Origin of the sequence: Streptomyces racemochromogenes (assembly GCF_044129415.1) — a bacterium.
Lineage (GTDB): Bacteria > Actinomycetota > Actinomycetes > Streptomycetales > Streptomycetaceae > Streptomyces > Streptomyces racemochromogenes_A.
In genome coordinates, this window is sequence record NZ_JBBDHD010000246.1 from 1 (window position 1) to 4585 (window position 4585).

7 protein-coding genes are annotated in these 4585 nt (G+C 73.6%); 3 read left to right on the forward strand and 4 right to left on the reverse strand.

Annotated elements, in window-relative coordinates; translation table 11 throughout:
• Positions 1-72: 72 nt before the first annotated feature.
• Both WDV06_RS36295 and npdG read right to left on the reverse strand, forming a co-directional pair.
• Complete coding sequence (locus WDV06_RS36295) at positions 73-252, reverse strand: hypothetical protein (protein WP_395514071.1); 180 nt, start codon at positions 250-252, stop codon at positions 73-75.
• A gap of 101 nt (positions 253-353) precedes the next feature.
• Positions 354-1058 carry an NADPH-dependent F420 reductase gene (npdG, locus tag WDV06_RS36300; protein ID WP_395514072.1) on the reverse strand — a complete coding sequence of 235 codons (705 nt, stop codon included), beginning with the start codon at positions 1056-1058 and terminating at the stop codon, positions 354-356.
• Between the two features lie 96 nt (positions 1059-1154).
• On the opposite strand from npdG, the gene WDV06_RS36305 reads away from it, so the two are divergent.
• Positions 1155-1778 (forward strand): hypothetical protein, encoded by a 624-nt coding sequence (locus WDV06_RS36305; protein WP_395514073.1) that lies wholly within the window; start codon positions 1155-1157, stop codon positions 1776-1778.
• 10 nt (positions 1779-1788) lie between these two features.
• On the opposite strand, the gene WDV06_RS36310 is transcribed toward WDV06_RS36305, so the two are convergent.
• Positions 1789-2037 carry a hypothetical protein gene (locus WDV06_RS36310; RefSeq protein WP_395514074.1) on the reverse strand — a complete coding sequence of 83 codons (249 nt, stop codon included), beginning with the start codon at positions 2035-2037 and terminating at the stop codon, positions 1789-1791.
• A gap of 81 nt (positions 2038-2118) precedes the next feature.
• Here WDV06_RS36310 and map point away from each other — a divergent pair, with 81 nt between their 5' ends.
• The gene (gene map, locus WDV06_RS36315) at positions 2119-2976 is read left to right on the forward strand and encodes a type I methionyl aminopeptidase (RefSeq protein ID WP_395514075.1); all 858 of its coding nucleotides are present in this window, start codon (positions 2119-2121) and stop codon (positions 2974-2976) included.
• A gap of 138 nt (positions 2977-3114) precedes the next feature.
• On the forward strand, positions 3115-3762 hold the full coding sequence (locus WDV06_RS36320) for a biliverdin-producing heme oxygenase (protein ID WP_395514076.1): 648 nt from the start codon (positions 3115-3117) through the stop codon (positions 3760-3762).
• Positions 3763-3808: 46 nt separating this feature from the next.
• On the opposite strand, the gene WDV06_RS36325 is transcribed toward WDV06_RS36320, so the two are convergent.
• Positions 3809-4459, reverse strand: a complete 651-nt coding sequence (locus tag WDV06_RS36325) for a PhzF family phenazine biosynthesis protein (protein WP_395514077.1) — start codon at positions 4457-4459, stop codon at positions 3809-3811.
• Between the last annotated feature and the right edge of the window lie 126 nt (positions 4460-4585).

The following is a 4585-nucleotide window of genomic DNA, read 5'->3' on the forward strand; positions in this document are numbered from 1 at the left end:
AGGCCCTCACCCGTTCAAGATCCCTCAGCCGAGACCTGCGTCACCCGTCCACAACCTCCCGGGACAGAACACCTAGGCGGCGCCCTGCTTCTGCGCCTTGGCCTTGCGCACGTAGAACCAGGCCATGTTGGAGGTGACGCCCGCCAGCAGCACCCACACGATCCCGAGGAAGCTGCCCTCCACGAAGGCGACCACGGCGGCGGCCACGGCGAGGACGCAGACGACAACGGCGAACACGGCAAGGCGGGGCATCGGGAACAGCTCCTCGGCGACACGGGACGGGGTCGAGCCCCTCCAGTGTCCCCCATCCGGCCGGGCCCCGCGTCGGCGGCGCGGGGCCCGGGCGCGCCGGCTCAGACGTCGGTGAGGCGCAGGCCCGCGTGGGCCTTGTAGCGGCGGTTGGTCGAGATGAGGTTGGCGACCATCGCCTCCACCTGGTGGGCGTTGCGCAGCCGGCCCGCGAAGACGCCGCGCATGCCGGGGATGCGGGCCGCGAGGGCCTGGACCAGGTCGGTGTCGGCGCGGGACTCGCCGAGGACCATGACGTCGGTGTCGATCTCCTCGACGGAGGCGTCCTGGAGGAGGACCGCGGAGAGGTGGTGGAAGGCCGCGGTGACCCGGGAGTCCGGGAGCAGGGCGGCGGCCTGCTGGGCGGCGCTGCCCTCCTCGACCCGGAGGGCGTACGCGCCCTGCTTGTCGAAGCCGAGCGGGTTGACGCAGTCCACGACCAGCTTGCCGGCGAGGTCCTCGCGCAGGGCCTCCAGGGTCTTGGCGTGGCCCTCCCACGGCACCGCGATGATGACGATGTCGCTGCGGCGGGCGCACTCGGCGTTGTCGGCGCCCTCGACGCCGAGGCCCAGTTCCCGGGCGGCGTTCTCGGCGCGGTCGGCGGCGCGGGAGCCGATGATCACCTTCTGGCCCGCGCGGGCGAGGCGGTAGGCGAGACCCCGGCCCTGGTCGCCGGTGCCGCCGAGGACGCCGACGACCAGGCCGGAGACGTCGGGGAGGTCCCAGGGGTCCTTGGCCGGCGGCTTCTGCGTGCTGTCTGAGGAAGTCATGGGGGCGAGCGTACTGCCGGGTACGCCGGGGCCGAAGGGGTGGGAGAGCCGCGGAAGCGCTCCGCGGGACCCTGGGCGTGCGGCAGGATGCGGGCCATGGATGCCGTGAGGGTGGCCCTGTTGCGCGAGGTGCTCGCCGGGACGCCGTGGCCGGGTGAGGCGCGGAGGTTCGCCGGGTCGCTGCGGCGGGCGGTGGTGCCGGCCGGCGGGGGCCTGTTGCTGGTGGGGACGGAGCGGTACGAGCCCTGGCACCTGGCGGCGCATCTGGTGGACGAGGCCGCCTGGTCGGGACAGCCGGAGCTGGCGCCGACGCTGGTGCGGCACCGGGTGCGGCCGGGCGAGCCGCCACACCTGTCCGTGGGGCTGGGCCGGCTGGAGGGGGCCCGGCGCGGGCACACCCTGCTGGTGGTGGCTCCGGAGCGGCCGGGCGAGGGGCTGCTGGAGCGGGTCCACGACGCCCGCAGGGCGGGGGCGACCGTGCTGTCCCTGGACGGCGGGGACGCGGATCTGGGCGCCCTCGCGCACGACGCGCTGTCGGTGCCGGCCGCGGACTGCGCCACGGACCTGGACACGGTGCAGCACCTGGTGGGGGCGGCGGCCGGGGAGAACGGCCTGCCGGTGCGGCGGGGCGCGGGGGCCGGCACGGGGGCGCAGCGGCTGCGGGACCGGCTGGCGCGGCTGGCCGATCAGCTGACCGCGCCGCCGCCCAGCCTCTGGTAGCGGGGGTCCGTCAGGGGGTGGCGGTGCCCGTTCCGTCCCCCTCCTCCTCGCGGGTCCTGTCGTTCCACTTGGGGTCGTTCTGCCATTCGAGGTTGCGTTCCTGCGCCGTCTCCATGGCGTGGGCGGCTTCCTCGCGGGTGGTGTACGGGCCGAAGCGGTCCTTGGCGGGGCACTCCGGCCCCTCCTCGACCTTCTTGTGGACCAGGCAGTAGTACCACTCGCCCGGTTTGCCCACCTGCCGCTTCTTGAACAGGGCCATCGTCTCCAGGCTCCTCTCGGTCCCTCTCGGTCCTCTCTACAGCGCCATGCTGCCCCATGGCCGCTCGATACACTCGCTTGCATGTCTGGCCAGTCGCTGCTCGTACCAGGCGAGCTCTCTCCCGCCCGTTCCGTTCCCGGAAACATCCGCCGGCCCGAGTACGTGGGCAAGCCCGGCCCGAAGCCGTACACCGGGCCCGAGGTGCAGTCCGCCGAGACCATCGAGGCCATGCGCGTCGCCGGCCGCATCGCCGCACAGGCGATGGAGGAGGCCGCGAAGCACATCGCGCCGGGGGTGACCACGGACGAGCTGGACCGGGTCGCGCACGAGTACATGTGCGACCACGGCGCCTACCCGTCGACGCTGGGCTACCGGGGCTTCCCCAAGTCCCTGTGCTCCTCGCTCAACGAGGTCATCTGCCACGGCATCCCCGACTCGACCGTCCTGCGCGACGGCGACATCGTCAACCTGGACGTCACCGCGTACATCGGCGGCGTGCACGGCGACAACAACGCCACCTACCTGTGCGGCGAGGTCGACGAGGAGTCGCGGCTGCTGGTGGAGCGCACCCGCGAGGCCCTGAACCGGGCCATCAAGGCGGTCAAGCCGGGCCGCCAGATCAACGTGATCGGGCGGGTCATCGAGTCGTACGCGAAGCGGTTCGGCTACGGCGTGGTCCGGGACTTCACCGGGCACGGCATCAACTCGTCCTTCCACTCCGGCCTGATCATCCCGCACTACGACAGCCCGCACGCGACCACCGTCATGGAGCCGGGCATGACGTTCACCATCGAGCCGATGCTGACGCTGGGCACCCACGAGTACGACATGTGGGAGGACGGCTGGACGGTGGTGACGAAGGACCGCAAGCGGACCGCCCAGTTCGAGCACACGCTGGTGGTGACGGAGACGGGAGCGGACATCCTCACCCTGCCGTAGGGGGCGCCGCCCGCCGGGGCGGGGGGACTTTTTACCGACAACGCGTCGGGAACACATTGACTTAGGTATGCCTAAGCAGGAGGATCGGGCGTGGCGGCGGTGTCGCCGCGCCCGATTCCCCTTCTGCGGAGGTCCGTCTTGGACGCCTTCTCCACGCTCATCCGTGTCGCCTCGCACGAGCAGCACACCGAAGCCGAGACCTCCGCCTTCATGGGCGACCTGCTCGGCGGGCGCCTCGGAGTGGACGCCTACACCCGCTACACCGAGCAGCTGTGGTTCGTCTACCGGGCACTGGAGGACGCGGCCGACGCCCTGCGCGGGGACCCGGTCGCGGGGCCCTTCATAAGGCCCGAGCTGATGCGGGTCGCGGAGATCGAGCGCGACCTGGCGCACCTGATCGGGCCGGACTGGCGGCAGGGTGTGACGGCGCTGCCCGCGACGCGGGCGTACGCGGCCCGGGTCGCGCAGTGCGCGCGGAGCTGGCCGGGCGGGTACGTCGCCCACCACTACACCCGCTACCTGGGCGACCTCTCCGGCGGGCAGATCATCCGGGACAAGGCGGAGCGCACCTGGGGCTTCGCGCGCAAGGGCGACGGCGTGCGGTTCTACGTCTTCGCGGACATCGCCAACCCGGCGGCGTTCAAGCGGGAGTACCGGGAGCTGCTGGACGGGATCGCGGCCGACGACCTGGAGAAGCGGCGGATCGTCGACGAGTGCAAGCGGGCCTTCGACCACAACGGGGCCGTGTTCCGGGAGCTCGGCGAGGAGTTCCGGATCAGCGCGTAGCCCGCGACCCGGTCCGTGGCCGGGCCGGGGCCGTGGCCGGGGTCGGCTAGGACGCGAAGCGGACGCGGCCGCCCAGTTCCACCGTGCCGTCCGGGGCCGGTGCCGTGAGCAGCTGGGAGCCGGCGCCCTGGGTGATGTTCAGGGCGCGGCCCAGTTCGGCGGTGAGGAGGATCGCCGCCGAACCGGTGGCCTCGTCCTCGGCGATGGCCCCGTCGGGGCGGCGCGGGAAGCCCCGGGCCCGGATCCGGCCGGCCGGCTCGTCCTCCCAGGCCCAGGCGTAGAGCCAGCCCTCGCCGGGCGGCGGGGTGGGCAGCGCCTCGACCTCGGCGGCGCTGGCGTACTGCCGGGTGTGCTTGCCGGTGACCCACTCGGGGCGGGCGGTGATCCAGGTGAACTCCCCGTCGCTGCGGGCCCACACGGGGCCGGCGGGCGGCTGGAGCTCCTCGATGTCGAGCAGCCAGGCGAGGCCGACCAGCGGGTGTCCGGCGAAGGACATGCGCGTGCCGGGGGTGCGGATGTCGACGACGCCGCGCTCGGGGTCGTCGACGAACACCGTCTCGCTGTAGCCGAGTTCGGCGGCGAGGGCCTGCCGGGCCGCGTCGTCCGGGACGGTGCGGCCGTCGCGCACGACTCCGAGCAGGTTGCCGTGCCGGCCGTCACCCGCGCAGAACACCTTGATCACGTCGAGATCGTTCACAGCGGCATTCAAGCACGGGCCCGGGGGGGGGGGGGGGGGGGGGGGGGGGGGGGGGGGGGGGGGGGGGGGGGGCGGGGGGCGCGGGCGCGCGCCCGGGGGGCGGCGCGGGCGGGGGGCGGGGGGGGG

Excerpts from the sequence above, each read along its gene's own strand:
- WDV06_RS36295 (WP_395514071.1), bottom strand. The coding sequence starts at position 252 with ATGCCCCGCCTTGCCGTGTTCGCCGTTGTCGTCTGCGTCCTCGCCGTG.
- npdG (WP_395514072.1), bottom strand. The coding sequence starts at position 1,058 with ATGACTTCCTCAGACAGCACGCAGAAGCCGCCGGCCAAGGACCCCTGG.
- WDV06_RS36305 (WP_395514073.1), top strand. The coding sequence starts at position 1,155 with ATGGATGCCGTGAGGGTGGCCCTGTTGCGCGAGGTGCTCGCCGGGACG.
- WDV06_RS36310 (WP_395514074.1), bottom strand. The coding sequence starts at position 2,037 with ATGGCCCTGTTCAAGAAGCGGCAGGTGGGCAAACCGGGCGAGTGGTAC.
- map (WP_395514075.1), top strand. The coding sequence starts at position 2,119 with ATGTCTGGCCAGTCGCTGCTCGTACCAGGCGAGCTCTCTCCCGCCCGT.